Source organism: Candidatus Pelagibacter sp. HIMB1636, from assembly GCF_052047675.1.
GTDB lineage: Bacteria > Pseudomonadota > Alphaproteobacteria > Pelagibacterales > Pelagibacteraceae > Pelagibacter.
In genome coordinates, this window is the sequence record NZ_JBNAJP010000001.1 from 393,646 (window position 1) to 417,595 (window position 23,950).

36 protein-coding genes are annotated in these 23,950 nt (G+C 29.1%); 27 read left to right on the forward strand and 9 right to left on the reverse strand.

From position 1 onward, the window contains the following. Nucleotide 1 precedes the first annotated feature (1 nt). Genes rplW through ACTTA6_RS02095 form a run of 24 tightly spaced genes read left to right on the forward strand, consistent with a single transcriptional unit; the run spans nt 2 to nt 12,218 of the window. Complete coding sequence (gene rplW, locus ACTTA6_RS01980; protein WP_262589101.1) at nt 2–295, forward strand: 50S ribosomal protein L23; 294 nt, start codon at nt 2–4, stop codon at nt 293–295. 4 nt (nt 296–299) lie between these two features. Continuing rightward, a complete protein-coding gene (rplB, locus tag ACTTA6_RS01985) occupies nt 300–1,139 on the forward strand; it encodes a 50S ribosomal protein L2 (protein WP_075506807.1) in 840 nt (279 codons plus the stop codon). Continuing rightward, entirely contained in the window at nt 1,139–1,429 is a 291-nt protein-coding gene (rpsS, locus tag ACTTA6_RS01990) for a 30S ribosomal protein S19 (RefSeq protein WP_075506806.1), read from the forward strand. Before rplB ends, rpsS begins: the two co-directional genes overlap by 1 nt. Before the next feature lie 2 nt (nt 1,430–1,431). Next, nucleotides 1,432–1,830 (forward strand): 50S ribosomal protein L22, encoded by a 399-nt coding sequence (gene rplV / locus ACTTA6_RS01995; RefSeq protein ID WP_440614293.1) that lies wholly within the window; start codon nt 1,432–1,434, stop codon nt 1,828–1,830. After that, entirely contained in the window at nt 1,814–2,494 is a 681-nt protein-coding gene (gene rpsC, locus ACTTA6_RS02000) for a 30S ribosomal protein S3 (RefSeq protein WP_075506804.1), read from the forward strand. The genes rplV and rpsC overlap by 17 nt, the downstream gene beginning before the upstream one ends. After that, the gene (gene rplP, locus ACTTA6_RS02005; protein ID WP_075506803.1) at nt 2,494–2,904 is read left to right on the forward strand and encodes a 50S ribosomal protein L16; all 411 of its coding nucleotides are present in this window, start codon (nt 2,494–2,496) and stop codon (nt 2,902–2,904) included. Before rpsC ends, rplP begins: the two co-directional genes overlap by 1 nt. Then, complete coding sequence (rpmC, locus tag ACTTA6_RS02010; RefSeq protein ID WP_075506802.1) at nt 2,905–3,096, forward strand: 50S ribosomal protein L29; 192 nt, start codon at nt 2,905–2,907, stop codon at nt 3,094–3,096. Continuing rightward, nucleotides 3,089–3,325 carry a 30S ribosomal protein S17 gene (gene rpsQ, locus ACTTA6_RS02015; RefSeq protein ID WP_428080011.1) on the forward strand — a complete coding sequence of 79 codons (237 nt, stop codon included), beginning with the start codon at nt 3,089–3,091 and terminating at the stop codon, nt 3,323–3,325. The genes rpmC and rpsQ overlap by 8 nt, the downstream gene beginning before the upstream one ends. After that, a complete protein-coding gene (rplN, locus tag ACTTA6_RS02020; protein WP_008544079.1) occupies nt 3,325–3,693 on the forward strand; it encodes a 50S ribosomal protein L14 in 369 nt (122 codons plus the stop codon). Before rpsQ ends, rplN begins: the two co-directional genes overlap by 1 nt. Before the next feature lies 1 nt (nt 3,694). Continuing rightward, nucleotides 3,695–3,940, forward strand: a complete 246-nt coding sequence (gene rplX, locus ACTTA6_RS02025) for a 50S ribosomal protein L24 (protein ID WP_262589105.1) — start codon at nt 3,695–3,697, stop codon at nt 3,938–3,940. Beyond that, nucleotides 3,940–4,494 (forward strand): 50S ribosomal protein L5, encoded by a 555-nt coding sequence (rplE, locus tag ACTTA6_RS02030; protein ID WP_262589106.1) that lies wholly within the window; start codon nt 3,940–3,942, stop codon nt 4,492–4,494. The genes rplX and rplE overlap by 1 nt, the downstream gene beginning before the upstream one ends. Nucleotides 4,495–4,496: 2 nt before the next feature. Then, nucleotides 4,497–4,802: a 30S ribosomal protein S14 gene (gene rpsN, locus ACTTA6_RS02035; RefSeq protein ID WP_075506797.1), complete on the forward strand. Its 306-nt coding sequence runs from the start codon at nt 4,497–4,499 to the stop codon at nt 4,800–4,802. Between the two features lie 11 nt (nt 4,803–4,813). Further along, nucleotides 4,814–5,209, forward strand: coding sequence for a 30S ribosomal protein S8 (gene rpsH, locus ACTTA6_RS02040; RefSeq protein ID WP_440614294.1), 396 nt, complete (start codon nt 4,814–4,816; stop codon nt 5,207–5,209). Continuing rightward, nucleotides 5,209–5,748 carry a 50S ribosomal protein L6 gene (gene rplF, locus ACTTA6_RS02045; protein WP_262589108.1) on the forward strand — a complete coding sequence of 180 codons (540 nt, stop codon included), beginning with the start codon at nt 5,209–5,211 and terminating at the stop codon, nt 5,746–5,748. Before rpsH ends, rplF begins: the two co-directional genes overlap by 1 nt. Continuing rightward, nucleotides 5,748–6,104, forward strand: coding sequence for a 50S ribosomal protein L18 (gene rplR / locus ACTTA6_RS02050; RefSeq protein ID WP_440614295.1), 357 nt, complete (start codon nt 5,748–5,750; stop codon nt 6,102–6,104). The genes rplF and rplR overlap by 1 nt, the downstream gene beginning before the upstream one ends. 2 nt (nt 6,105–6,106) lie before the next feature. Beyond that, nucleotides 6,107–6,622 carry a 30S ribosomal protein S5 gene (gene rpsE, locus ACTTA6_RS02055; RefSeq protein WP_075506793.1) on the forward strand — a complete coding sequence of 172 codons (516 nt, stop codon included), beginning with the start codon at nt 6,107–6,109 and terminating at the stop codon, nt 6,620–6,622. Continuing rightward, a complete protein-coding gene (gene rplO / locus ACTTA6_RS02060; protein WP_075506792.1) occupies nt 6,622–7,074 on the forward strand; it encodes a 50S ribosomal protein L15 in 453 nt (150 codons plus the stop codon). Before rpsE ends, rplO begins: the two co-directional genes overlap by 1 nt. 9 nt (nt 7,075–7,083) lie before the next feature. Then, the gene (gene secY / locus ACTTA6_RS02065; protein WP_440614296.1) at nt 7,084–8,364 is read left to right on the forward strand and encodes a preprotein translocase subunit SecY; all 1,281 of its coding nucleotides are present in this window, start codon (nt 7,084–7,086) and stop codon (nt 8,362–8,364) included. Further along, complete coding sequence (locus tag ACTTA6_RS02070; protein ID WP_440614297.1) at nt 8,365–8,928, forward strand: adenylate kinase; 564 nt, start codon at nt 8,365–8,367, stop codon at nt 8,926–8,928. Nucleotides 8,929–8,983: 55 nt separating this feature from the next. Next, nucleotides 8,984–9,367 (forward strand): 30S ribosomal protein S13, encoded by a 384-nt coding sequence (rpsM, locus tag ACTTA6_RS02075; RefSeq protein ID WP_075506789.1) that lies wholly within the window; start codon nt 8,984–8,986, stop codon nt 9,365–9,367. A 2-nt stretch (nt 9,368–9,369) separates the two neighbouring features. Continuing rightward, nucleotides 9,370–9,819 (forward strand): 30S ribosomal protein S11, encoded by a 450-nt coding sequence (gene rpsK, locus ACTTA6_RS02080; RefSeq protein WP_075506788.1) that lies wholly within the window; start codon nt 9,370–9,372, stop codon nt 9,817–9,819. Then, the gene (locus ACTTA6_RS02085; RefSeq protein WP_075506787.1) at nt 9,819–10,847 is read left to right on the forward strand and encodes a DNA-directed RNA polymerase subunit alpha; all 1,029 of its coding nucleotides are present in this window, start codon (nt 9,819–9,821) and stop codon (nt 10,845–10,847) included. The genes rpsK and ACTTA6_RS02085 overlap by 1 nt, the downstream gene beginning before the upstream one ends. Next, on the forward strand, nt 10,847–11,290 hold the full coding sequence (gene rplQ, locus ACTTA6_RS02090; RefSeq protein ID WP_440614298.1) for a 50S ribosomal protein L17: 444 nt from the start codon (nt 10,847–10,849) through the stop codon (nt 11,288–11,290). Before ACTTA6_RS02085 ends, rplQ begins: the two co-directional genes overlap by 1 nt. Before the next feature lie 10 nt (nt 11,291–11,300). Then, a complete protein-coding gene (locus ACTTA6_RS02095) occupies nt 11,301–12,218 on the forward strand; it encodes an RluA family pseudouridine synthase (protein ID WP_440614299.1) in 918 nt (305 codons plus the stop codon). Here the strand turns inward: ACTTA6_RS02095 and lipB are convergent. Continuing rightward, the gene (gene lipB, locus ACTTA6_RS02100; protein ID WP_440614300.1) at nt 12,196–12,813 is read right to left on the reverse strand and encodes a lipoyl(octanoyl) transferase LipB; all 618 of its coding nucleotides are present in this window, start codon (nt 12,811–12,813) and stop codon (nt 12,196–12,198) included. The two genes, ACTTA6_RS02095 and lipB, sit on opposite strands and share 23 nt — an antisense overlap. A gap of 61 nt (nt 12,814–12,874) precedes the next feature. Between lipB and mgtE the strand changes: the two genes are divergently transcribed. After that, nucleotides 12,875–14,248 carry a magnesium transporter gene (gene mgtE, locus ACTTA6_RS02105; RefSeq protein WP_440614301.1) on the forward strand — a complete coding sequence of 458 codons (1,374 nt, stop codon included), beginning with the start codon at nt 12,875–12,877 and terminating at the stop codon, nt 14,246–14,248. On the opposite strand, the gene panC is transcribed toward mgtE, so the two are convergent. Further along, nucleotides 14,245–15,090, reverse strand: a complete 846-nt coding sequence (panC, locus tag ACTTA6_RS02110) for a pantoate--beta-alanine ligase (RefSeq protein ID WP_440614302.1) — start codon at nt 15,088–15,090, stop codon at nt 14,245–14,247. The genes mgtE and panC overlap by 4 nt on opposite strands. Nucleotides 15,091–15,094: 4 nt before the next feature. Between panC and ACTTA6_RS02115 the strand changes: the two genes are divergently transcribed. Together ACTTA6_RS02115 and ACTTA6_RS02120 are read left to right on the forward strand one after the other, a co-directional pair. Continuing rightward, nucleotides 15,095–15,910 (forward strand): sugar phosphate nucleotidyltransferase, encoded by an 816-nt coding sequence (locus ACTTA6_RS02115; RefSeq protein WP_440614303.1) that lies wholly within the window; start codon nt 15,095–15,097, stop codon nt 15,908–15,910. Then, the gene (locus tag ACTTA6_RS02120; protein WP_440614304.1) at nt 15,907–17,202 is read left to right on the forward strand and encodes a UDP-glucose dehydrogenase family protein; all 1,296 of its coding nucleotides are present in this window, start codon (nt 15,907–15,909) and stop codon (nt 17,200–17,202) included. Before ACTTA6_RS02115 ends, ACTTA6_RS02120 begins: the two co-directional genes overlap by 4 nt. A gap of 1 nt (nt 17,203) precedes the next feature. Here the strand turns inward: ACTTA6_RS02120 and ACTTA6_RS02125 are convergent, their stop codons facing one another. Genes ACTTA6_RS02125 through ruvX form a run of 7 tightly spaced genes read right to left on the reverse strand, consistent with a single transcriptional unit; the run spans nt 17,204 to nt 23,905 of the window. Then, nucleotides 17,204–17,665, reverse strand: a complete 462-nt coding sequence (locus ACTTA6_RS02125; protein ID WP_440680376.1) for a RidA family protein — start codon at nt 17,663–17,665, stop codon at nt 17,204–17,206. Nucleotide 17,666: 1 nt separating this feature from the next. Further along, the gene (locus ACTTA6_RS02130; protein ID WP_440614306.1) at nt 17,667–17,981 is read right to left on the reverse strand and encodes a hypothetical protein; all 315 of its coding nucleotides are present in this window, start codon (nt 17,979–17,981) and stop codon (nt 17,667–17,669) included. Further along, on the reverse strand, nt 17,981–20,563 hold the full coding sequence (gene topA, locus ACTTA6_RS02135) for a type I DNA topoisomerase (RefSeq protein ID WP_440614307.1): 2,583 nt from the start codon (nt 20,561–20,563) through the stop codon (nt 17,981–17,983). Before topA ends, ACTTA6_RS02130 begins: the two co-directional genes overlap by 1 nt. 37 nt (nt 20,564–20,600) lie before the next feature. After that, nucleotides 20,601–21,179, reverse strand: a complete 579-nt coding sequence (plsY, locus tag ACTTA6_RS02140) for a glycerol-3-phosphate 1-O-acyltransferase PlsY (RefSeq protein WP_440614308.1) — start codon at nt 21,177–21,179, stop codon at nt 20,601–20,603. 2 nt (nt 21,180–21,181) lie between these two features. Further along, nucleotides 21,182–22,468 carry a dihydroorotase gene (gene pyrC, locus ACTTA6_RS02145; RefSeq protein ID WP_440614309.1) on the reverse strand — a complete coding sequence of 429 codons (1,287 nt, stop codon included), beginning with the start codon at nt 22,466–22,468 and terminating at the stop codon, nt 21,182–21,184. Further along, the gene (locus ACTTA6_RS02150) at nt 22,469–23,407 is read right to left on the reverse strand and encodes an aspartate carbamoyltransferase catalytic subunit (RefSeq protein ID WP_440614310.1); all 939 of its coding nucleotides are present in this window, start codon (nt 23,405–23,407) and stop codon (nt 22,469–22,471) included. 42 nt (nt 23,408–23,449) lie between these two features. Beyond that, a complete protein-coding gene (gene ruvX, locus ACTTA6_RS02155; RefSeq protein ID WP_440614311.1) occupies nt 23,450–23,905 on the reverse strand; it encodes a Holliday junction resolvase RuvX in 456 nt (151 codons plus the stop codon). Nucleotides 23,906–23,950: the final 45 nt, after the last annotated feature.

A 23,950-nucleotide genomic window follows, 5' to 3' on the forward strand; every position in this document is an offset into this window, starting at 1 on the left:
TATGGATAAAATTCATTTATACGACAAAATTCTTTTTCCAGTTGTTACTGAGAAATCAACAAATCTATCAGAATTGAACAAAATTACTTTTAAGGTTCCTGATGGTGCTAATAAAAAAAACCTAAAAAAAAATATTGAAAAAATTTTTAAAGTTAATGTCACTAAAATTAACATCATCAATAAACAAAATAGAACTAAACTCACTAGAGGTAAAAAAGTGAAAGTTTCAGGATACAAAAAAGCAATTATAACTCTAAAAAAAGGTCAAAGCATTGATCTAACAACAGGAATTTAAGAAAATGGCATTAAAAACTTTTAAACCATACACAAAATCTACCAGAGGTACTATTTTAGTTGATAGAACAGGTCTATGGAAAGGCAAACCTTTTAAAACTCTTGTTTCTCCAAAAAATGCTATGAAGGGTCGAAATAATAATGGACACATCACTTCAATTAACAGAGCGGGTGGTCATAAGAAGATGTATAGACATGTTGATTTTTATAGAAAAAAATTTGACATGGAGGCTACTGTTGAAAGAATAGAATATGATCCGAATAGATCTTGCTACATAATGTTGGTTAAATTTGAAGATGGAACACATTCGTATTTTTTAGCTCCTCAAAAAATTAAAGTCGGAGATAAGATTGAGAGTGGATCGAAAAAAGAAATTAAAATTGGAAATTGCATGCCGTTACAAGATATACCTGTTGGTATCAATATTCATAACGTTGAAATTCAACCAGGTGGTGGAGGTAAAATAGCTAGAGCCGCTGGTTCTTCAGTTACAATTAGTGGATTAGATGGAAATTATAGTTTAATTAAATTAGCGTCAGGTGAAGTACGTAAAATAGACTCTAGAGCTTTAGCTACTATTGGAATTTTAAGTAATCCTGATCAAAAAAATATTAAAATTGGAAAAGCTGGTAGATCAAGATGGTTAGGAAGAAGACCTCATACTAGAGGTGTTGTTAAAAATCCAGTTGATCACCCACATGGAGGTGGTGAAGGTAAGTCAGCAGGAGGAAGGCATCCAGTGTCTCCAACAGGACAATCAGCAAAAGGTTTAAAAACTAGAGATAATAAGAGAACAGATAAATTTATAGTTAAGAGAAGAAATAAAAGGAAGGATACTAAGTAATGGCTAGAGCTGTATGGAAAGGACCATTTGTTGAAGAAAGCTTGATGAAAAAAGTAGACAAGTACAAAGATGATCCGAAGAAAATTCCAATTAAAACTTGGTCTAGAAAATCTACTATTCTTCCAGATTTTGTAGGGGTAGCTTTTCAAATATATAATGGTAAAAAATTTATTCCAATAACAGTATCAGAGGATATGGTTGGTCATAAATTAGGAGAGTTTGCGCCAACAAGAACTTTTTTTGGACACACACCAGCCGATAAGAAAGCTAAACCAGCAGAGAAAAAATAATTATGGGAAAGAAAAAGAAAATTGATAAAAACAATAATAAGACTGTAAAGTCTATAAACAATGGAATTAGATCTAGCGTAAGAAAGATTAATCCAATTCTAAAAAGTATTGTTGGTAAAAAGGTTGATGTAGCTATTAGAGACCTGCAGTTTTCAGAAAAAAGAGTTACAAGAGATATTAGAAAGACAATTAGTTCAGCTGTTGCAAACGCTGAAAATAACTTTCAATATGATATTGACAATTTAATTGTCAAAGAAGCGTATTGTGGAAAAAAAATTGTTATGAAAAGATTTAGACCAAGAGCAAAAGGTAGAGCGGCACCAATTTTAAAACCTTGGTCAACAGTAACTATAATTTTATCAGAGGCAAAACAAATGGAGAAACATGGGACAAAAGGTTAATCCTGTAGGTTTTAGATTAGGTGTAAACAGAGGTTGGGACTCTGTTTGGTATGCTAAGAAAAAAGATTTTGGCAACTATCTAATTGAAGATTTTAAAATAAGAGAATACATCAAGAAGAATGTAATTAATTCAGGTGTATCTAAAGTGATGATAGAGAGAACATCAAACAAATGTTATGTTACAATTTACACATCTAGACCTGGATTTGTAATTGGTAAAAAAGGTAGTGATATTGATAAAATTAAAAATAACTTATCAAAATTTACGACAAATGAAGTCAACTTAAATATCAAAGAGGTTAAAAAACCTGAAACAAACGCATATTTAGTTGCTGAAAACATTGCACAACAGTTAGTAAAAAGAATTTCATACAGAAGAGCCATGAAAAGAGCTATGCAATCATGTATTAGATTAGGTGCAAAAGGGATTAAAGTTTCAGTAAGTGGAAGATTAGGTGGTAATGAGATCGCTAGAACTGAATGGTTAAGAGATGGTAGTATACCATCACACACTTTAAGAGCAGATATAGATTATGCAGAAGCGGAAGCTCTTACAACATATGGAATTATTGGAATTAAGGTTTGGATCTATAAAGGTGAAGTTTTTGCAAGAGAATTTAGCCAAGAAACAAACAAAGTCACTCCAAAGGAAGGTAAACAATAATGCTTCAGCCAGTAAGAACTAAATGGAGAAAAGCTCATAAAGGAAGAATTCACGGTAATGCTACTAGAGCAAGTACTATTAATTACGGTGCATATGCCCTGAAGGCATTACAGCCTGAAAGAGTTACTGGAAAACAAATTGAAGCTGCTAGGGTTGCTTTAACTAGACACATGAAAAGACAAGGAAGAGTATGGACAAGAGTTTTTCCAAATATTCCAGTTTCTAAAAAACCTATAGAAGTTAGAATGGGTAAAGGAAAAGGATCACCAGAATATTTTGCTTGTAGAGTGAAACCTGGTAGAATTTTATTTGAAGTTGATGGTGTTTCTGAACAAATTGCCAAAGAGGCACTTTATAAAGCTTCAGCAAAGTTACCAATAAAAACAAAGACAATAAAAAGATTTGCATAAATGAAAAAACAAGAGATTAAAAAATTAAGCAAAGATGAGGTTATCAAAAATATTGATAAGCTTAAAAAAGATTTATTTAATTTTCGATTTCAAAAAATGAATTCTCAAATAACTAATCCTGCAAAAATTGGAGAAACAAGAAAAACAATTGCAAGATTGAAAACAATTTTAAAAGGAAAATCAAATGCCTAAAAAAATATTAACAGGAGTGGTGATAAGCGACAAACCTAATAAAACAATTACAGTTATGGTAGAGAGAAAATATTCACACCCTGTATTGAAAAAAGTCATTAGAGTCAGAAAAAATTATAATGCTCATGATGAAAATAATACATTTAAAACAGGTGATAAAGTTTCAATTATTGAAAGCAAACCATTTTCAAAAAATAAAAAGTTTCAAGTTATGGAGAATAATAAATAATGATTGGTGTACAGACAGAATTACAAGTTGCTGACAACACTGGTGCAAAAAGAATAGAGTGCATCAAAGTATTGGGTGGATCTAAGAGAAGATATGCCAGCATTGGAGATACAATTGTAATTGCTGTGAAAGAGGCTATCCCTAAGGGCAAAGTAAAGAAAGGAACCGTTCATAAAGCTGTAGTAGTAAGAGTTAAAAAAGGAATTCATAGAAACGATGGATCAAAAGTAAAATTTGATAATAATGCTGCAGTATTAGTTGACGATAAGGGTGAACCAGTTGGTACTAGAATATTTGGCCCTGTTACTAGAGAATTAAGAAGTAGAGGGCAAATGAAAATAATTTCACTAGCGCCGGAGGTTTTATAAGATGATTAAAAAAGGTCTAAAAGTAAGAGTGCTAACTGGAAAAGACAAAAAAAAAGAGGGTGAAGTTATCGAAATCGACAGAGCAAATAATAGAGCCAAAGTAAAAGAAATTAATATGGTTAAAAAACACGTTAAAACAACAAAAGAGAAAAAAGGTGGTATTTTTTCAAAAGAAGGTTTTATTCATTTATCAAATTTAAAATTAATAGATGAAAAAGCAGAAAAGAAAAAAGAGGCTAAGAAATAATGACTCCAAGATTAAAAGAAATTTTTAATAAAGAAATACAACCAGCTTTAAAAGACCAATTTGGCTTCAAAAATATTTACATGGCGCCAAGAATTGAAAAAATTGTTTTAAATATGGGTCTTGGTTTAGATGGTTCAGACTCTAAAATTCTTAAATCGTGTGAAGAGGATATGGCTAAGATAACAGGCCAAAAACCTGTAACTACAAAATTCAAAAAATCTGTAGCTAATTTTAAGACAAGAAAAGGATCTAATGCAGGCTTAAAAGTAACTTTAAGAAAAAATAAAATGTATGAATTTTTAGATAGATTAGTAAATATTGCTCTTCCTAGAATTAAAGATTTTAGAGGATTGTCGCCAAAAGGTTTTGATAAATTCGGAAATTATACTTTTGGCATAAAGGAACACATCATTTTTCCAGAAGTTAGTTTTGATAGAGCTGATAAAGTTAGAGGCTTAGATATCGTTATTGTTATAAAAGCTATTAACAAAGAGCACAGCTTTGCATTGTTAGAAAAAATGAATTTTCCGTTTATTAAAAAAGGAGACAATTAAAAATGGCTAAACTTAGTGCTGTAAATAAAAACAAAAAAAGAATTAAACTTTCAGACAAGATGTTCAAGAAAAGACAAAATTTAAAAAAAATAATAATGGATAAAAAACTTCCATTAGAGGAAAGATTTAAGGCGCAGCAGAAATTATCAAAATTGCCAAGAAATTCAGCTAAAACAAGAGTGATGAATAGATGTGAGATAACAGGTAGACCACATGGTGTTTATAGAAAATTGAAAATATCAAGAATTGCTCTTCGACAATTAGGTTTACAAGGAAAAATACCTGGCTTAGTTAAGTCGAGCTGGTAGGAAGGAAAATTATGAGTTTAAGTGACCCAATAGGAGATATGATAGCTAGAGTTAAGAACGCTCAAGCAAGAAATCATAAAAAAGTAAATCTGCCATCATCAAACTTTAAATCAAAAATTGCAGATATACTAAAAAATGAAGGTTTTATAAAAGATTTTAAAATTAGTTCAGAGGATAATAAACCAACATTGTCTTTAGAACTTAAATATCATTCTGGTAACCCAGTAATTAGTGCATTTGAAAGAGTTTCTAAACCAGGAAGAAGAATTTTTTCTAGTGCTGAAGGTTTACCTAAAATTAATAACGGTCTAGGTATTGCAATAGTTTCTACACCAAAAGGTGTAATGACTGATATTGACGCCAGAAAACAACGTGTTGGTGGAGAAATTATTTGTAAGGTATTTTAATGTCTAAAATTGGAAAAATAAATATATCAATCCCAGAAAAGGTTAAAGTTGCTTTAGCTGGCAACATTATAAATATAGAAGGGCCACTAGGAAAGAAATCAATAAATATTGATTTAGATATGTTTAATTTGGATATCAAAGAAGGAAAAGAGATTTCAATTAAACCAAAAAAAATTGACCAAAATTCAAAAAGACTTTGGGGTATGAACAGAAGTTTAATTAATAATGCCGTGATTGGCTCGAGTACTGGCTACGAAAAAGTGTTAGAGCTTGTAGGTGTTGGATATAGAGCGGCATTAAAAGGAAATCAGCTAAATTTACAATTAGGCTACAGTCATGATATTGATTTTGACATTCCAGAAGGAATTAAAATTGCTGTAGAAAAACAAACTACACTTAAGATCACTGGATCTGACAAACAATTAGTTGGTGAAGTTGCATCAAAAATTAAAACATTTAGAAAAATTGAGCCATATAAGGGTAAAGGTGTTAGAGAAAAAGGCCAATATGTACTTAAAAAAGAAGGTAAGAAAAAATAATGAAACTAAACACTAGTATTAGAAAAAGATTTAGAGTTAGCAACAAAGTAAAAAAAGTTGCTCCAAAAGATAGATTTAGATTAAGTATTTCAAGATCTGCCAAAAATATTTCAGCTCAAATCATTGATGATACAAAAAAAGTAACTTTGTTATCAGCTTCATCCATTGAGAAAGATGTAAAATCATCTGATAAAATTAACAAAACAGAGCTTTCAAAATTAGTTGCCCAAAAGCTTGCAAAAAAAGCTCAGGAAAAAAATATTACAAAAATTTATTTTGATAGAGGATCTTATAAATATCATGGTAGAATTAAAGCATTTGCAGACACGTTAAGAGAAAATGGGATGGAATTTTAATTATGGAAAATAACAAAGACAAAAAAACAGACGATATTTTAGAAAAGTTAGTTCATATCAACAGAATTACAAAAGTTGTAAAAGGTGGAAGAAGATTTGGTTTTTCAGCTCTTGTAGTGGTAGGGAATCAGGCTGGAAAAATTGGAATAGCACACGCGAAAGCAAAACAAGTTCCAGATGCAATTAAAAAAGCTAATGAAATGGCGAGAAGAAAATTAACACATATACCTTTGAGAGAAGGAAGAACAATTCATCATGATGTAAAAGCTAAAGATGGCTCTGGTAGAATAGTTTTAAGAGCAGCATCAAAAGGTACAGGTATTATTGCAGGTGGTCCAGTTAGAGCAGTATGCGAAGTATTGGGTGTAAAAGATATTGTTGCTAAATCAATGGGCACATCAAATGCACACAATGTGATTAGAGCTACTATGAAAGCTTTAATGAAACAAAATTCACCAAAACAAATTTCAGCAATAAGAAATAAAAAAATATCAGAAATTATTGAAAAAAGAGGATAATGATTACATTAAATACAAGACAGAAAATTAATAAACCTAAAATTAGAGTAGGAAGAGGTATTGGTTCTGGAAAAGGTAAGACATCTGGGAGAGGTGTTAAAGGTCAAAAATCTAGATCTGGTGTTGCAATAAAAAGTTTTGAAGGTGGTCAAATGCCTTTATACAGAAGATTACCTAAAAGAGGTTTTAATCCAATTTCAAGAGAAAACATTGCAATTTTAAACTTGGAAAAAATTCAGTCTTATATTGATAAAAAAAATATTAATCCAAATGAAGTGCTTAATTCTTCATCTCTAAAAAAATTAAAATTAATAAACAAAAACTCTACAAAATTAAAAATATTAGGTACTGGAGAGTTAAAAGATAAAATTAATATTGAGGCTGACTTGGCATCAAAATCAGCAATAGAAAAACTAGAAAAAATTGGTGGATCTATTCAATTAAAAAAATAATTTGTTTAAATGAGCGCATCATCTTCAACAAATGATCTAAGAAATAGAATAATTTTTACCATAGCAATTCTTGCGGTATATAGATTTGGTACGTTTGTTCCTTTACCGGGAATTGACCCAGAACAATTAAAAATCATGATGGACGGTAATCAAAAAGGGTTACTTGGTATGTTCAATGTTTTTGCTGGCGGTGCCGTCAGTAGAATGGCAATTTTCGCGCTTGGTATAATGCCATACATATCATCAGCTATTATAGTTCAGTTGTTAACAGGGGTTTCTGATTATTTTAAGAATTTAAAGGCTCAGGGAGAAACTGGCAGAGCAAAGATTACTCAAATTACAAGATATGGAACAGTTTTACTCGCTACAGTTCAAGGTTATGGTTTATCGGTAGGTTTAGAGTCTTCTGCAGATTTAGTAATTAATCCAGGAGCATTTTTTAAAATTACAACAGTAACAACCATTGTTGCCGGTACAATTTTTCTTATGTGGCTAGGTGAACAAATCACTCAAAGAGGAATTGGAAATGGAATTTCTTTAATTATTTTTGCGGGTATCGTTGCTGAAATACCTAGAGCTTTAGTTACAACTTTTGAATTAGGTAGAACAGGCGCTGTATCAACTTTCATGATCTTAGCAATTTTTGTTCTTTTAATATTAACTATTTTATTTGTTGTTTTTATGGAGAGAGCTTTAAGAAAAATTCTTATCAATTATCCTAAAAGACAAATGGGAAACAAAATGTATGGTGGAGAGTCTTCTCATTTGCCACTTAAAATTAATCAAGCAGGAGTAATACCAGCAATTTTTGCCTCTGCTTTATTATTGTTACCAGTAACTTTTTCTAATTTTTCTTTTTCAAACAATGAAACTTTTTTAAACTTAAGTTCTTATTTTACTCAAGGTCAGCCTTTGTACATGTTGCTATATGCATCTGGAATAATATTTTTCACATTTTTCTATACTTCAATTACATTCAACCCAACTGAAACTGCAGAAAACTTGAGAAAATATGGTGGCTTTGTCCCAGGAATTAGACCTGGTGAAAGTACAGCATTATATATTGAAAATATTTTAACTAAACTTACTACATTAGGTGCTCTATATTTGACACTTGTATGTTTAATGCCAGAATTTTTAATAGCTAATTACCCAATTCCTTTTTATTTGGGTGGTGCATCTATTTTAATTGTTGTTGTTGTAGCCATTGATACTGTAACTCAAATTCAAACAAGATTAATGAGTTCTCAATACGAACAATTAATTAAGAAAACTAAATTTGGAAAGTAAGTGAATATAGTTTTGTTTGGACCACCTGGCGCTGGCAAAGGTACTCAAGCTAAATATTTAGTAAAGAAATTAAATTCCTTTCAAATCTCAACGGGTGAACTTTTAAGAGAAGAAATATATAAAAATTCAGATATTGGTAAGACGATAACTAATGACATGAAAAATGGTAAATTTGTAAGTGATGAAATCGTAAATAAGCTTATTGAAAATTTAGTTTCTGACCCTCAAAAAAAAAATAGATTAATATTTGATGGATACCCTAGATCTTTGAGCCAAGCAAAAAATTTAGATATCTTACTCGAGGCATCAAATCAAAAGATAGATTTAATTTTGTATCTCAAAGTTGATAAAGATACAGTGGTAAAAAGACTAGAGAAAAGAAAAATTATAGAAAATAGATCAGACGATGAAACAAATACTATTCTAAAACGTTTTGATACATACATGAACACAACAGAGCCAGTGCTGAATTACTACTCAGAGAATCCTAAATTTAAGGAAATTGACGGCAGCTTAGAAATAGACGAAATAACAAGGAAAATAGAGACTTTTATAAATGTTTAAGACGTTGACTTTGATTAATCTTCTTATATAAAAGGCACAATTTATCACAAAAATTATGGCTCGTATCGCAGGTATAAACATTCCACAAAATAAACTTGTCCACATTGGACTTACATATATTTATGGAATTGGAGATAAATTCTCACAACAAATTTGTTCATCTCTAGAAATTCCAAGAGCCAAAAGAGTGAATGAGTTAACTGATGATGAAATTTTAAAAATAAGAGAATACATCGATCAAAATTTTAAAGTCGAAGGAGATCTTAGAAGAGATTATTCCTTAAGTATTAAAAGATTAATAGATCTTGCATGTTATAGAGGAACAAGACATAGAAAAAAATTACCTGTAAGAGGTCAAAGAACAAGATGTAATGCAAGAACAAGAAAAGGAAAAGCAATCGCTATTGCAGGGAAGAAATTAACACCAACTAAAAAATAATAATGGCAAAAACAGAAAAAACTGACAATAAAGATCAGAAGGTAGAAAAATCTTCTAAGAAAAGTGCAAAGAGTTCTTATTCAAAAAAGAAAAAGATAAAAAAAAATATTTTAAATGGGATTGCTTATGTGCAGTCAACATTTAATAACACAATAATCTCAATTGCTGATACAAATGGCAATGTAATATCCTGGGCATCTGCAGGACAGAAAGGATTTAAGGGATCAAGAAAATCTACACCTTATGCAGCTCAAATAGCAGCGGACTCTGCAGCATCAAAAGCATTAGAGTATGGAATGAAAACTTTATCTGTTGAGGTAAAAGGACCTGGTTCAGGAAGAGAAACAGCATTAAGAGCTTTACAAGCAAGAGGTTTTAAAATTTTGTCAATTAAAGACACAACACCAATGCCTCATAACGGAACTAGACCACCAAAAAAAAGGAGAGTTTAATGGAAGTAGAAAATGTTAATGTTAAAAATTGGAAATCTTTGATTAAACCATCTAAATTAGATGTTCAAATTAGTGATGACTTAACACATGCTAAGATTATAGCTGAGCCTCTAGAAAAAGGTTACGGATTAACTTTAGGAAACTCCCTAAGAAGAATTTTGCTTTCTTCAATCAGAGGAGCTGCAGTTACTTCGATACAAATAGACGGTGTTTTACATGAATTTACATCAATTAAAGGTGTAAGAGAAGATGTAACAGACATAGTATTAAATGTTAAATCACTAGCTTTAAAATGTAATTCTGAAGGTACAAAAAAATTAGTTTTAGACGCAAAAGGTCCAGGTGAAATAAAAGCTTCTGACATTGCTCCTGTGACTGATGTAGAAATATTAAATCCTGAATTAGTAATTTGTAACTTAGATGAAAATACTACTTTTCATATGGAAATGAATGTAAACACTGGAAAAGGTTATGTTCCAGCTGAGCTAAATAAACCAGAGGAGCCACCATTAGGTTTAATTGCCATTGACTCTTTGTATAGCCCTGTAAAAAAAGTTTCTTATTCTGTTAGCACAGCAAGAGAAGGTAAGGCTCTTGATTATGATAAATTGACAATGGAAGTGGAGACTAATGGTTCAATTTCTGCAGAAGATGCTGTTGCGTATTCTGCTAGGATTTTTCAAGACCAGTTGAAAATGTTTGTTAATTTTGATGAGCCAGTTGAAGCTCCAGTAAAAGAAGTTTCATCTGAACCTGAGTTTAATAAGAATTTATTAAGAAAAGTTGATGAATTAGAGCTATCTGTTAGATCAATGAATTGCTTAAAAAATGACAATATAATTTATATTGGTGATTTAGTTCAAAAATCTGAAGGTGAAATGTTAAGAACACCAAATTTTGGTAGAAAATCCTTAAATGAGATTAAAGAAGTTCTAACTGGAATGTCTCTGTATTTAGGAATGGAAATACCTAACTGGCCACCAGATAATATTGCAGAAATGTCTAAAAAATTAGAGGAAGCAATTTAATGAGACACGGCTTAGCCAACAAAAAGTTAAATAGAACTTCTGAGCATAGAAAAGCTCTGTTAAAGAATATGTTAAATTCTTTAATAAAATATGAACAGATTAAAACTACATTGCCAAAAGCAAAGTTTTTAAGACCTCAGGCTGACAAAATTATTACTTTAGGTAAAAAAGATACTTTGCAAACAACTAAGATGCTTGTGTCTCAATTGCAGGATGTTAAATCAGCTAATAAAGTAAAAAAAACTCTTTCTAAAAGATATTCAAATAGAAAAGGTGGCTACACTAGAATTATTAAAGCAGGTTTTAGATATGGTGATAATGCTCCAATGGCAATTATAGAATTTGTAGATAGAGATGTTGAAGCCAAAAGAGTAGATAAGAAGAAAAAAGATACATCAAAAGAAGCTCTAAAAACAGAAGAAAATAAACAAGCTACAGCTTAAATCCTAAGTCATGAACAAGTCATACATCGTTGATTCAACGTGTAATGATATGCGTATTGATAGATGGATGAGATTTAATATTGGAAAAATACCTCAAGGTTTAATTGAAAAATATCTTAGGACAGGAAAAATTAAAATTAACAAAAAAAAAGTTAAAAGTTCTCATAAAATAAAAAAAGGAGATCAAATAAATATCTTTAATATTGAATTTAAAGAAAGAGTAGAACAAAAAAAAATAAAATTTTTACCAACTAAAGAAATAATAAAATCAAACGAAGATCAAATAATTGATGATAATGATAATTTTGTTGTATTAAATAAAGCATCCGGAATATCAGTACAAGGTGGTACAAAATCTAAAAAAAACTTAGTTGATATTTTCGCAAAGAGTGAAATTTTTAAAGGAACAAAACCTTATTCTGTTCATAGATTAGACAAAGATACATCTGGTGTATTTATAATGGCGAAAAATAGAGAGAGCGCACAGTTACTAACATCATTATTTAGATTAAGAAAAGTTCACAAAACTTATCTTGCCATATGCCAAGGAGAAATAAATAAAAATACAGGTGTTTGGGATGATGACTTAATAAGATATGATGGAGATAAAAAGTTAGTTGAAAAAGCGAAAACTATATTCAAGGTAATAGATAAAAATTCTGAAGCATCTTTATTGGAGTTAAAACCAATAACTGGAAGAAAACATCAGTTACGTAAACAACTTTTTGCAATTGGAAATCCTATATTTGGTGATACCAAATATAAACTATCTAAGTCAGATAAAGGTATAAATAAAAATCTTATGCTGCACTCGTATCAAATTAAATTTAAAATTAATGATATGAAGCATACTTATTCAGCTTTATTACCAGAATATTTTAAAAAGTTATTAAAATCAAAAAGACTTAGTTTTTCAAATTTGAAATAAAATTTTCAATAATTTCATTATTCAAGTTAGAGTAATCTTGTTTTGAAATTTTTTTTAAATTTGTAACACCTTTATCGGAAATTCCACATGGTACTATTTTTTTGTAATTTTCTAAGTTGTTATCAACATTTATTGCAAATCCATGATATGCAATCCATTTTCTCACCCTAATACCTATTGCAGCAATTTTTTGAATTTCATTTTTGTCTTTATACCATATTCCAATATTTTTTTTATCAGGAAATGTTTCAATATTATATTTTTTCAAACTTTGAATAATTGTATTTTCAATAGTTGTAACAAATTTTCTAATGTCTTTTTTTTCTCTTAGATCAATAACAAAATAACAAATTAATTGACCTGGACCATGATACGTAATTTTTCCACCTCTGTTTGTTTTTAATAGATCAATTGATTTATCAATTATTTCATTTTCTTTGTATGATGTACCTGCAGTAAAAATTTCGGGATGCTCTAAAATCCAAATTAATTCTTTTTCTTTATTAGCTGCAATATTTTTTAATCTAGACTCCAAGAGATCAATTGCTTCAAAATAATTTACCGGTTTTATTGACTTTTTGATCTCTATATCCATTTAAAATTTGTAATATTTTAATTATGTATTAATAGTGCACAACTAAATTATAGGTACATTTATGTCTTTAATTAAAAAAACTAAAGATAAAAAAGTAAATTTTGAATTCAATAAAGAATATTTGAGAGTTGTTACCTCTAAAATAGCTAACAATGATGCAAAATTTATTAACGATTCATTTAATGAAATGCACCCTGCTGATGCAGCAGACATAATTGAACACTTAAGCATTAGTGATAGAGAAAGTTTAATTAAATTAAACAATTTTAATATTGATGCAGAGGTTTTTGTAGAATTAAATGAGTCTATACAAACTGAAATAATTAAATATTTATCTTCAGATTCAATTGTAACTATTCTTACTAACCTTGAATCAGATGATGCTATTTCGATTTTAGAAAATGTACCCGAAGAAGATAAGAACACTATATTAAGCTCATTACCACCTAAAGACAGATTTGCTCTGTTAGAAAGTTTAAGCTATCCTGAAGATACTGCTGCTAGACTTATGCAGCGTGAGTTTACAGCTATACCAAGCAACTGGTCTGTAGGTCAAACAATTGACTATTTGAGAGAAAATAAAGATTTGCCTGAAGAATTTTTGGAAATTTTTATTGTTAATGAAGAATTTAAACCTATTGGAACAGTTCCATCATCAAGAGTGCTTACTTCACCAAGAGACACAAAAATGGCAAGCATCATGTCAGAGTCTCAACTATTAGTTCCTGTTGATATGGACAAAGAAGAGGTGGCTAATCTATTTGAAAATTATAATCTAAATTCAGCAGCCGTAATTGATAAAAATAATAAATTGGTAGGAATGATTATGAACGATGATGTTCTTACAGTCCTAAAAGAAGAGGCTGAGGAAGATGCATTAAGACTAGCAGGTGTAGGTGACGAGGAAATTACTGATGGTGTTGTTACAAAAACTAAAAGGAGATTTAATTGGCTTTTATTGAATTTATTTACAGCCTTTTTAGCAACTTGGTGTATTAGCTTGTTTGGAGCAACTATTGAGCAAATGGTTGTTCTTGCTTTTCTGATGCCTATTGTTGCTTCAATGGGTGGAAATGCAGGAATGCAAACATTAGCTGTTACAGTCAGAACAATTGCTACAAATGACTTAACTCAAAATAATTTTTCATCAAATGTTTTTAAAGAATTTTCAATTGGTATATTAAATGGAATTATATTTGCTGCCATAAGTGCTTTAATAGTTCAAATTTGGTTTCAAGATAGTATTCTTTCATTAATCATTTCAATATCAATGGTACTTACTATGATTATAGCTGGACTGTTTGGAATACTTGTTCCTTTTACTTTAAAAAAAATGAATATTGATCCCGCAATTGCATCGAGTGTTTTTGTTACCACTATTACTGATGTTATAGGTTTTGTATCATTTTTAGGTGTTGGGGCTTACTTTCTCTAAAAATTATCAATTAATCTTACGTTATCAATGTAATACGCAACAAATAAACGTGAGCCTTTAACAGTATTAGATATTTTAAGATTTTTAATTGATCTTAATTCTAAGTATTCAATATTAATTTTTAAAAATTTCTGAAAATATTTCATTTGAATTTTTAAATTTTGTTTTATTTTTTTATCATTTGCTAAATTTTTTTTTAATTTAATTAGACTTTTACTTAAGAAACTTGCTTTTTTAATTCCATTTAAATCCAAATGATTATTTCTTGAAGACAACGCTATTTTGTTTTTATTTCTAATCGTTTTGCATGGAACAATAGAAGCTTTATATTTATTTTTTAGATAATTTTTTATTAAGAAATATTGTTGATAATCTTTTTTGCCCATAAATATTTTTTTTGGATTTACTAAATTAGTTAATCTTCCCATTACATCTAGCACCCCTTCAAAATGACCTTTTCTAAATTTGGCGCATAAAATTTTATCTTTTTTTGTGATTTTTATGTTTGATTTTTTATTATTATTGTAAATATCTTTAAATTTTGGAATGTATAAGAAATCTACCTTTTTAGTTTTTTTTAAAATTTTAATATCCTCTTTAATATTTGTTGGATAGTTTTTGAAATCTTTTTTATTGTTAAATTGTTTGGGATTAACAAAAATACTTACTATTGTCTTTTTGCAAGTTCGATTTGATCTTTCTATAAGTGATAAATGACCCTCATGTATACTCCCCATTGTGGGAACAAAGCCAATATCATTAAATGGCCTTAAAACTTTAAATAATGAATTATTATTTAATATAATTTTCATTTGTATTAGAAATCTAGATAAGTAAAACATTTATATGATTAAACAAGCAATTATTCCTCTAGCAGGTCAAGGAACTAGACTTTTGCCTTTAACAAGTGTTTTTGCCAAAGAACTGCTCCCAATAAATGGAAAGCCAGGTATTGAGTATATTTTAGATGAGTGCATTGAAGCAGGAATTAAAGAAATTGTTCTTATCATATCAAATAAAAAAAAAATGATTAAAAATTATTTTTATAGTGACACTTTTTATAAAAAAATTATTAAAAAAAAAAAAGATCCCAGAATAATTGCTGAATATAAAAAAATATTAAAATATAAAAAACTAATAAAATTTGTTTATCAAAATATACCTAAAGGAACAGGTGACGCTGTTTTTAAAACAAAAAAATATATAAAAGATAAATATTTTTTAATGTTGCTACCAGATGATTTGATAATAAAAAAAAACTGTTCTAAAGATATGATTAAAGTACATCAAAAGTACAAATCCTCTGTAATGGCTAGTATGAAAGTTAATTCTAAAACAGTTTCAAGATGGGGCATCTATAGTTTAAACAAAAAAATTTCCAAAAATGATTATTTTATTGATGATGTAGTTGAAAAACCTTCAACTAAAAATGCTCCATCTAATAAAGCAGTAATAGGAAGATATATCCTTCCCAAAACTATATTTAATAAATTAGCCAAACAAAAACCTGGTAACGGTGGTGAAATACATATAACAGATGCTATTCAAACTTTAATAAAAGAAGGTGAAAAATTTATTGCTCATAATTTTTCAGGTAAATATTTAGATTGTGGGACAATGCAAGGATTTATTAATTCTAATAAAGAAATAGGAAAAATATGAAACTTTGTATGATAGGTACTGGTTATGTTGGTTTAGTGAGTGGCGTTTGTTTTTCAGACTTAGGTAATGATGTTATTTGTGTAGATAAAGATAATAACAAAATTAATAATTTAAAAAATGGTAAAATACCTATCTACGAGCCAGGTTTAGAAGAATTAGTCAAAAAAAATATAAAAAATAATAGATTAAATTTTTCAACAAATTTAAAAGAATCTGTAAGAAAATCTGACATAGTTTTTATATGCGTTGGAACACCAACAAAAAAAAATAGTAATAGCGCTGACCTTTCTCAGGTTTATTCAGTTGGAAAAGAAATATCTAAATCAATTAACAAATTTAAAATAATTATAACAAAATCAACTGTTCCTGTTACTACAGGTGATGAACTAGAAAAGATTATTTCAAAAAAAGTAAATAAAAGATTGTTTTCAGTAGTGTCTAATCCTGAATTTTTAAGAGAAGGTGAGGCGATTAGAGATTTTATTTATCCTGATAGAGTTGTAGTTGGTTCAAACGAAGAAAAATCAAAAAAAATACTTAAAAATTTATATTCTCCATTAATTTCCAAGGGTGCAAAATATGTTTCTACAAATAGAAGAGCTGCTGAGTTAATTAAATATGCTTCTAATGCTTTTTTAGCAACTAAAATTACATTTATAAATGAAATTGCTAATTTATGTGAAAAAACTGGTATCGATGTTGAAGATATATCCATAGGAATTGGACTTGATAAAAGAATAGGAAGTAGATTTTTAAGATCTGGTCCTGCATATGGAGGTTCTTGTTTTCCAAAAGATACTAAAGCTATTGTGTCTACAGCTGATAAATTTAAATCTAATCTATCTGTAATTAAAAGTGTTATTAAATCTAATCAGAATAGGACAGATTTATTACTTAAAAGACTTCATTCAATAATTAAAAAATTTAATAATAAAAATGTTTCATTTTTGGGAGTTACATTTAAAGCAAATACTGACGATATGAGAGACTCTTCAAGTTTAAAATTAATTCCTTATCTATCCAAAAAGGGAGCAAAGATTAAATATTATGATCCCACTGGTTCAAAAAAAGAATTCAATAATTTAAAAAATGTTGAATTTGCTAATTCAATACAAAACTGTATTCTAGGTTCAGACCTTATAATTATTCATACTGAATGGAATGATTTTAAATCAATTAATTTTAAAAAACTTTCTAAGAATAAAAAACTTATTATTTACGATATGAGAAATTTATTCTCACCAACTAAAATCAAGAAACTAGGTATAAAATATTTTGGTATAGGAAGATAATTTAGTTTAACTCAAATATAGCATCAACTTCTACAGATACTCCAAGTGGTAAACTGTTAGTACTTACTGCAGCTCTTGTATGTATGCCTGCATCTCCAAATATTGATGCGATTAAATCTGAAGCTCCATTAATTACTTTTGGTTGTTCGGTAAAGTCATTTGTCGAATTAACAAATCCAGTTAACTTGATACATGATTTTATTCTAGATAAATCACCATCACAAGCAGTCTTTGCTTGAGAAACCAAGCTCAATCCACATCTTTTCGCAGCTTCGTAGCCTTGCTCTGTACTTAAATCTTTACCAACTTTACCTTTAATTAACTCTCCGTTTTCATTTATTGATATTTGACCTGAAATAAAAAGTAGATTACCAGTTACTTTAGTTGCAACATATGAGCCAACAGGAGGTTTTGCTTTTGGTAAAATAATATTTAATTCTTTTATTTTTTTTTCAAAATTCATTTTATTTCTCTGTGAATTCTTTGTGTGATTTACTATTTTTAAATTTAATTAATTTCTCTTTTAAATTTAATTTATTAAGTTTTTTTTTTCCTTCTTTATATTTTTCAGAAGTTTTTTCTTTGATCAATTCAGCTTTTTCTGAAGTTTTTTCTTTAATCAATTCTGCTTTTTCTGAAGTTTTTTCTTTAATCAATTCTGCTGTACATTTTGCATATTCTTTACTTAATTTATCAAATTTATTACAATCATCTGCCACAGACAAGTTAACATTAGTGATTGTCAAAATTAATAAATAAGCAAGTAATTTAATTTTCATTATTTTTTAGTTTTTTTCTTCTTTTTAGTTTTATCGTATTCTTTCCTTTTCTCAATAAGGATTAAGGCCTCTTCCATAGTAAGCTCTGTTGGATCTTTTTCTTCAGGAATTGTTGCATTTAAAGATTTATATTTAATGTAAGGACCATATTGCCCCTTCATAACCCTAACTGGTTTTTTATCTTCTGGATGTTCTCCTAAATCCTTAATAATTGAAGAAGACATTCTGCCTGGTTTCGCTTCAGCAATTAGGGTAATTGCTCGATTTAATCCTATAGAGAAAATTTCTTCTACATTTTCTATTCTAGCAGATTTGTTTTCACACTTAAGATAGGGACCAAATCTTCCAGTATTTAAAATAATTTCTTTTTGATTATCAGGGTTGATTCCAATTGATTTTGGTAGAGAGCATAAAAACTGAGCTTTTTCTAAGTCTATACTTTCCAACTCTAAACCTTTTGGTATAGAAACATTTTTAATTAATTCATTAACATCTGGTTTAGATTTTTTGGTTTTTCTTTTCTTTTTAGTTTTTATCTCTTCTAATTCCTCTTCCTTAAGTTTTTCATATTGCAGATAGGGACCAAATCTTCCATTTTTCAGATATATATCATTACCATTTTCATGTTTTCCTAAAAATTTAGGTTCTGCTAACTGCGATTGAGCTGCTGCTTTTGCTTTAGACAAGGGTCTAGTAAATTTACACTCTGGATAATTTGAACATCCTATAAAAGCTCCACCTCTAAAACTATTTTTAAGACTTAGTGAACCAGTATCACATATCTGGCATTTTCGAACAATTTTTCCATCTTTATCAGTATCAAAAATTAAAGCACCTAGACTTTCATTTAAAAGATCTAATACTTCTCTAGTTCTTTTCTCTTTAACTTCAGAAACATTATTATTAAAATCTTTCCAAAACATCTCTAAAACTTTTATCCAGCTTTCTTTACCAGATGTAATTTCATCTAATTGATCTTCCAAACCTGCAGTAAAGTTATAATCAACATATTTAGAAAACAATTTTTCTAAAAATGCAGAGATAAGTTTGCCACGATCTGTTGGAAAAAACCTTTTATTTACTATTTCCGCATAACCTCGATTAGCTATTGTAGAAATTATACTTGCGTAAGTAGAGGGTCTACCAATTCCTAATTCTTCTAATTTTTTGACCAAACTTGCTTCAGAATATCTTGGAGGTGGCTGTGTAAAATGTTGTTCATCTATTAATGCTTCAATATTAATTGGCCCTTTAGACATTTCTGGTAAAATTTCTTCATCATCATCTTTGCTTGTATTTGAGTAAACTTTTAAAAAACCATCAAATTTTAATACAGAGCCACTTGCCTTACATATTGTCTGATTATCCTCTGACTCTATTGTTATGGTATTTCTGTCAAATTGGGCAACTTCCATTTGTGAGGATAAAGCTCTGGACCAAATTAAATTGTATAGTTTTTGTTGATCACTGCTTAAATATTTTTTTAAAGTATCGGGTGCTCTATTTATATCTGTCGGTCTAATAGCTTCATGAGCTTCTTGTGCATTTTTAGCTTTTTTACCAGAATAATTATTTGCAGATGCAGGCAAATATTCATTACCATACTCATTTTTAATAAAATTTCTAAAATCATTTACTGCATCCGCTGATAAATTAGTTCCATCAGTTCTCATGTAAGTAATCAATCCAACAGTATCCCCATCAATCTCAACACCTTGATATAGTTTTTGTGCAATTTGCATTGTTCTTGAAGCTCCAAAACCCAATCTACTAGATGCTACTTGTTGTAATGTAGAAGTTGTAAATGGACCTGACGGGTTTCTTTTTACAACTTTTGAAGAAATATCTGTTATTTTAAATTTTTTCTCTTTTATTTCTTTTATTGCTTTTTCAATACTATTCTTGTCTCTAAAAGTAAATTTTTCTATTTTGTTACCATTAAATTGTGAAATGCTTGCAGTAATAGTGTTTTTATTATCATCTCCAAATTTAAGAGTAAGTGTCCAAAATTCCTCTGGATTAAATAATTCTATTTCATGCTCTCTTTCAGTGATTAATTTTAAAGCTACAGACTGAACTCTTCCAGCTGATTTTGAACCAGGTAGTTTAGTCCAAAGTATTGGAGAAATATTAAAACCAACCAAGTAATCAAGAGCTCTTCTTGCCATGTAGGCATCCACTAACAAAGGTTCGATTTGTCGTGGATTTTCAATGCCATGTATCACGGCTTTTTTTGTTATCTCATTAAAAACAACTCTTTCAATTTCTTTATCTTTTAAAAGTTTTTTTTCATCAAGATATTCTTTAACATGCCATGCTATAGCTTCTCCTTCACGGTCAGGGTCGGTAGCTAGTATTATTTTAGAGGATTCTTTAGCAACATCGGTTATTTCTTTTAAATATTTTTTTGAAAAACTATCAACTTCCCATTCCATCTTAAAATTATGATCAGGATCAACCGATCCATTTTTTGATGGCAAATCTCTTATATGACCATAACTAGCTAAAACAGTATAATCATCGCCAAGATATTTGTTTATAGTTTTAGCTTTTGCGGGACTTTCAACTATGACTAGATTCATAATTTAACAAACTACTTAAAAGTGTTTGATAGTCAAATTAATAAATTTTAGTCTTGTTTTCTTCTTTATTTATCAGTCGTTTAATATTTTCTCTATGTGTATAAAATATTAAAATAAACATTATTCCATAAAATATTTTATTTCCTGTAGCATCAAAAAGTAATAAATAAATAGGAACTGAAAAGGATCCAATTAGAGATGCTAATGACGAAAATTTAGAAATAAAAAAAGTTATTAGCCAACAAATACCAAAAACTATTCCAAAAATTATATTCATACTGCATAATATACCAACATAAGTTGCGACTCCCTTTCCACCTTTAAACTTTAACCAAACTGGAAAAACATGACCTAGAAAAGCACATAAAGCTGATACATAAATCAGATCAGGAAAATTTACTTTTACATATAAAACGGGAATAATTGCTTTGACAATATCAAGTACTAAAGTTGAATAACCAATAAATTTATTTCCTGTTCTCAGAGCATTTGTTGCACCAATGTTACCTGATCCAATTTCTCTAATATCTTTTTTTAAAAATATTTTAGTTAATATTAACCCAAAAGGGATAGAACCCATTAGGTACGAAACAATACCTATTGTGAATAATTCCATTTTTATATCTTAAATAATTCTTTACCTTTTACAAATGTATTGGTTACTTTTCCTTGAAGTTTTTTGTCCTCAATAGACGTATTTTTGGATTTAGAAATTAAATTTTCTTTTTTTACAATCCAAGGTTTATTTATATCAACTATACAAAAGTCAGCATTATTACCAATTGAAAGATTTCCTTTATTGATATTTAAAATTTTAGCTGGATTAGATGTTAGTGCTTGGATTATTGTTTCAAGTTTTACAGATCCATTATGAAATAGTTCTAAACTTAAAGACAATAAAGTTTCAATACCTGAAGCACCTGTTGCTGCTTGAGAAAATGTCAATCGTTTTGATTCTTCATCTTCAGGTTTATGATCTGAAACAATGACATCAATTGTTTTATCTTTTAATCCTTGGACTAAAGCCAATCTATCTTCTTCTTTTCTCAATGGCGGAGATAATTTTAAAAATGTTTTAAAATCTCCAATATTATTTTCATTTAAGGAAAGGTTATTTATTGAAACTCCACAAGAAAATTTAATATCATTTTTCCTTTCTTTGATGATTTCTACTGATTTGCCTGATGATAGTTGAGATATGTGATATCGACACTTTACTTTTTCTAACAATGTTAAATCTCTTTCAATAATTATTCTCTCAGCCACATCTGGTATACTTGATAATCCAAGTTTTGTAGCGATTATGCCCGAATTTATCATGCCGTTTTTTGCTAACTCATAATCCTCAGCATGTTGCATTATTAGGCATCCTAAATCCTTTGCTGAATTCATTATTCTTGACATTAATCTAGTATTTTGAATTGTCTTTACACCATCTGTAAAAGCTACAATTCCTTTATTAGCTAATAATCCAAACTCTGTCATATTAGTTCCCTCAACATTTTGTGTAAGAGATGCGCATGGAAATATATTAATCTTAGATTTATCTCGTCCTCTCCGTTTTAAAAAATCTACAATTGAAACATTATCAATTACAGGATCTGTATTAGGCATTGTTACTACGGATGTTACACCTCCAGAAAGTGCTGCATTACTTAAAGTTCTAAAATTTTCTTTATACTCATACCCAGGTTCTCCAACAAAAACTCTCATATCAACTAAACCAGGGAATATATATTTTCCTTTTAAATCAATTGGTTTTTCTCTAGATGGTAAATTATTTGTATTTACTTTTTTTCCTATTGCTTCAATTTTACCTTCTTCTCCAACAATTAGTCCTCCATTTTCATTTATTGAATTTTGAGGATCAATTATATTTGCGTTAATAAAGTATTGTTTTTTCATTTATTCACAAAATATTTTTAAACAAGCCATCCTAACGGCAACTCCAAGTTCGACTTGCTCTTTGATTACACTTTTATTTATATCGTCAGCCAATCTTGTATCTATTTCGATACCTCTATTCATTGGGCCAGGATGCATTATTAGTGCATCAGGTTTAGCATGATCTAATTTATCAGGTGTTAAACCGTAATATTCATAATACTCTCTATTTGATGACAAATAAGAACTTGTCATTCTCTCATTTTGTAATCTTAGCATCATTACAATGTCACAATCTTTCAATCCTTTTTTCATATCGGTAAAAGTATTAACACCAAACTTTTCAATTTCTTTTGGCATCAAATTTGTTGGGGCAACAATATTTACTTCAGCACCAAGCATCGTTAGTAAATAAATATTTGATCTTGCGACTCTTGAGTGGAGAATATCTCCACATATAGCAATTTTTAATCCTTCAATTTTTTTTTTTCTATTTCTTATTGTTAAAGCATCTAGTAATGCTTGAGTAGGGTGTTCACGTCTGCCATCACCAGCATTTAATACTACACAATTTACTTTCTGAGATAATAAATTGCATGCTCCAGAGTCTTGATGCCTTATTACAATAATGTCAGGATGCATCGCATTTAAAGTCATTGCTGTATCAATTAAAGTTTCACCTTTTTTAATTGCTGAATTATTCATATTCATTGACATCACATCAGCACCAAGTCTTTTTCCAGCTAACTCAAATGAACTTTGTGTTCTTGTTGATGGTTCAAAAAATAGATTAATTTGAGTTTTGCCTCTAAGAACATCATTTTTCTTGTTCTTACTCTGATTTAATTTAATGAAAGTTTCAGATTCATCTAAAATGTAGTTTATATCACTAACTGATAGATCTTGGATACCTAACAAATGTTTTTGAGAAATTTTAATAGCTTTGATGTTTTTTGCCATTAAAATTAACTCTATAACTATAAAGCCATTGAATGGCAAGGATTAATTATTTAGATAGTCTATAGCTCCCTGAAGAATAAAAGCTGCTGCGTTCTGATCTATATTCTTTTCTCTTTTAGATACATTAACATCTAATTGGCTTGATAAATTAAAAGCTCCAACAGTTGACAATCTCTCATCCCAGAGACAAACATCAACATCTATCTCTTTATCTATATTTTTAGATACATCATTGACCGACTGTGCTGAAGAGCCTGAAGATCCATCCATATTTAAAGGGTAACCAATGATAATTGCCCGGATATCATTCTCTTGAATAATGTTTTTTAGCTCTTTAATTAATTCATTATTTTTTGATTTATGTATAGTTTTATAAGGGGTAGCAATTAATTGCTTTTCGTCACAAATTGATACACCAATTCTTTTTGAGCCTAGATCTAAACCTATCAAACGACATTTTTCTGACTGTTTTTTTTTAAATTCTTCTATTGTGATCATGTTGTATATTTTAAACTATAGTGATAGTTTGCGTCATATTTAAAT

Excerpts from the sequence above, each read along its gene's own strand:
- plsY (WP_440614308.1), bottom strand. The coding sequence starts at position 21,179 with ATGGAATTATTCACAATAGGTATTGTTTCGTACCTAATGGGTTCTATC.
- ACTTA6_RS02125 (WP_440680376.1), bottom strand. The coding sequence starts at position 17,665 with ATGAATTTTGAAAAAAAAATAAAAGAATTAAATATTATTTTACCAAAA.
- ACTTA6_RS02115 (WP_440614303.1), top strand. The coding sequence starts at position 15,095 with ATGATTAAACAAGCAATTATTCCTCTAGCAGGTCAAGGAACTAGACTT.
- rpsE (WP_075506793.1), top strand. The coding sequence starts at position 6,107 with ATGGAAAATAACAAAGACAAAAAAACAGACGATATTTTAGAAAAGTTA.
- ruvX (WP_440614311.1), bottom strand. The coding sequence starts at position 23,905 with ATGATCACAATAGAAGAATTTAAAAAAAAACAGTCAGAAAAATGTCGT.
- rpsN (WP_075506797.1), top strand. The coding sequence starts at position 4,497 with ATGGCTAAACTTAGTGCTGTAAATAAAAACAAAAAAAGAATTAAACTT.
- ACTTA6_RS02130 (WP_440614306.1), bottom strand. The coding sequence starts at position 17,981 with ATGAAAATTAAATTACTTGCTTATTTATTAATTTTGACAATCACTAAT.
- rpsK (WP_075506788.1), top strand. The coding sequence starts at position 9,370 with ATGGCAAAAACAGAAAAAACTGACAATAAAGATCAGAAGGTAGAAAAA.
- rplQ (WP_440614298.1), top strand. The coding sequence starts at position 10,847 with ATGAGACACGGCTTAGCCAACAAAAAGTTAAATAGAACTTCTGAGCAT.
- ACTTA6_RS02150 (WP_440614310.1), bottom strand. The coding sequence starts at position 23,407 with ATGGCAAAAAACATCAAAGCTATTAAAATTTCTCAAAAACATTTGTTA.
- ACTTA6_RS02120 (WP_440614304.1), top strand. The coding sequence starts at position 15,907 with ATGAAACTTTGTATGATAGGTACTGGTTATGTTGGTTTAGTGAGTGGC.
- rplW (WP_262589101.1), top strand. The coding sequence starts at position 2 with ATGGATAAAATTCATTTATACGACAAAATTCTTTTTCCAGTTGTTACT.
- rplN (WP_008544079.1), top strand. The coding sequence starts at position 3,325 with ATGATTGGTGTACAGACAGAATTACAAGTTGCTGACAACACTGGTGCA.
- lipB (WP_440614300.1), bottom strand. The coding sequence starts at position 12,813 with ATGGATATAGAGATCAAAAAGTCAATAAAACCGGTAAATTATTTTGAA.
- rplO (WP_075506792.1), top strand. The coding sequence starts at position 6,622 with ATGATTACATTAAATACAAGACAGAAAATTAATAAACCTAAAATTAGA.
- rpsS (WP_075506806.1), top strand. The coding sequence starts at position 1,139 with ATGGCTAGAGCTGTATGGAAAGGACCATTTGTTGAAGAAAGCTTGATG.
- rpmC (WP_075506802.1), top strand. The coding sequence starts at position 2,905 with ATGAAAAAACAAGAGATTAAAAAATTAAGCAAAGATGAGGTTATCAAA.
- rpsC (WP_075506804.1), top strand. The coding sequence starts at position 1,814 with ATGGGACAAAAGGTTAATCCTGTAGGTTTTAGATTAGGTGTAAACAGA.
- rplR (WP_440614295.1), top strand. The coding sequence starts at position 5,748 with ATGAAACTAAACACTAGTATTAGAAAAAGATTTAGAGTTAGCAACAAA.
- ACTTA6_RS02095 (WP_440614299.1), top strand. The coding sequence starts at position 11,301 with ATGAACAAGTCATACATCGTTGATTCAACGTGTAATGATATGCGTATT.
- rplE (WP_262589106.1), top strand. The coding sequence starts at position 3,940 with ATGACTCCAAGATTAAAAGAAATTTTTAATAAAGAAATACAACCAGCT.
- rpsH (WP_440614294.1), top strand. The coding sequence starts at position 4,814 with ATGAGTTTAAGTGACCCAATAGGAGATATGATAGCTAGAGTTAAGAAC.
- rpsM (WP_075506789.1), top strand. The coding sequence starts at position 8,984 with ATGGCTCGTATCGCAGGTATAAACATTCCACAAAATAAACTTGTCCAC.
- panC (WP_440614302.1), bottom strand. The coding sequence starts at position 15,090 with ATGTTTTACTTATCTAGATTTCTAATACAAATGAAAATTATATTAAAT.
- pyrC (WP_440614309.1), bottom strand. The coding sequence starts at position 22,468 with ATGAAAAAACAATACTTTATTAACGCAAATATAATTGATCCTCAAAAT.
- mgtE (WP_440614301.1), top strand. The coding sequence starts at position 12,875 with ATGTCTTTAATTAAAAAAACTAAAGATAAAAAAGTAAATTTTGAATTC.
- rplX (WP_262589105.1), top strand. The coding sequence starts at position 3,695 with ATGATTAAAAAAGGTCTAAAAGTAAGAGTGCTAACTGGAAAAGACAAA.
- rplP (WP_075506803.1), top strand. The coding sequence starts at position 2,494 with ATGCTTCAGCCAGTAAGAACTAAATGGAGAAAAGCTCATAAAGGAAGA.
- rpsQ (WP_428080011.1), top strand. The coding sequence starts at position 3,089 with ATGCCTAAAAAAATATTAACAGGAGTGGTGATAAGCGACAAACCTAAT.
- rplV (WP_440614293.1), top strand. The coding sequence starts at position 1,432 with ATGGGAAAGAAAAAGAAAATTGATAAAAACAATAATAAGACTGTAAAG.
- rplF (WP_262589108.1), top strand. The coding sequence starts at position 5,209 with ATGTCTAAAATTGGAAAAATAAATATATCAATCCCAGAAAAGGTTAAA.
- ACTTA6_RS02085 (WP_075506787.1), top strand. The coding sequence starts at position 9,819 with ATGGAAGTAGAAAATGTTAATGTTAAAAATTGGAAATCTTTGATTAAA.
- secY (WP_440614296.1), top strand. The coding sequence starts at position 7,084 with ATGAGCGCATCATCTTCAACAAATGATCTAAGAAATAGAATAATTTTT.
- rplB (WP_075506807.1), top strand. The coding sequence starts at position 300 with ATGGCATTAAAAACTTTTAAACCATACACAAAATCTACCAGAGGTACT.
- topA (WP_440614307.1), bottom strand. The coding sequence starts at position 20,563 with ATGAATCTAGTCATAGTTGAAAGTCCCGCAAAAGCTAAAACTATAAAC.